Genomic DNA, 1076 nt, shown 5'->3' with positions numbered 1-1076 from the left:
AATAGCCTTTGGGGATCTTTCTCGGACATTCAAGCCCTTCAAGGTGTTGTAGAACGAAGTACTCTCACCCTTTCTTCAGAACGAGGTTTCTGGGCTGCGGGAATTGGTAATTTCTTAGCTAAAGATAAAAAAGGGGAAAAACGTAAATACCGTCATCAATCTGGTGGTTATGCTATCGGAGGTACAACGCAAACGTATTCTGAAAACCTAATTAGCTTTGCTTTCTGTCAACTCTTTGGCAGGGATAAAGATTTCCTAGTCGCCAAAAATCATACCGATACCTATGCAGGATCCTTCTATATCCAACACGCTACAGAATACAGTAAGGGATTCTTGGGTTATCTCTTAGATAAACTTCCAGGATCTTGGAGCAACAACCCCCTCGTGTTAGAAGGACAAATAGCCTATAGTCATACCAAGAATGATCTAAAAACAAAGTATACTGCATATCCTGAGGTGAAAGGTTCTTGGGGGAATAATGCCTTTAATCTAATGTTGGGAGGATCATCCTATTCGTATCCTCAATACGTCCGTTATTTTGACGCATACTCGCCTTATGTTAAACTGAATCTGACCTATATATGTCAGGACAACTTCTCAGAAAAAGGTACAGAAGGAAGATCTTTTGATGATAGCAACCTCTTTAACCTATCTCTGCCTATAGGGGTGAAGTTTGAGAAGTTCGCAGATGATTTTTCTTATGATCTTACTCTATCGTACATTCCTGATCTTATCCGCAATGATCCCAAATGCACTACAGCACTCGTGATTAGCGGAGCCTCTTGGGAAACTTACGCTAACAACTTAGCACGACAGGCTTTGCAAGTGCGTGCAGGCAGCCATTACGCCTTCTCTCCTAAGTTGGAAGTGCTCGGCCAGTTTGTCTTTGAAGTTCGCGGATCTTCTAGGATTTACAATGTAGATCTTGGAGGCAAGTTCCATTTCTAAAGGCTTTTCTTGTTTCTCGGAAACCAAGATAGCATTTAAGATCTTTTGAAACACAACTCACCTTGTTTTTAGACGAGGAGAAATCGGGGATTAAAGAGGCAAGAAAGGCAGAATACATGGATCATGTA

The 1076-nt window shown here is 41.4% G+C and carries 1 protein-coding gene; it reads left to right on the top strand.

Annotated elements, in window-relative coordinates; genetic code table 11:
• The coding region (locus CMV32_RS05400; protein WP_151899124.1) for an autotransporter outer membrane beta-barrel domain-containing protein at positions 1-948 on the top strand (948 nt) is incomplete at its 5' end.
• Positions 949-1076: the final 128 nt, after the last annotated feature.

This window comes from Candidatus Chlamydia corallus (assembly GCF_002817655.1).
In the GTDB taxonomy this organism is placed as follows: Bacteria; Chlamydiota; Chlamydiia; order Chlamydiales; family Chlamydiaceae; genus Chlamydia; species Chlamydia corallus.
The sequence above is the reverse complement of the archived record's forward strand: the minus strand, read 5'-3'. Positions and strand labels throughout refer to the sequence as shown.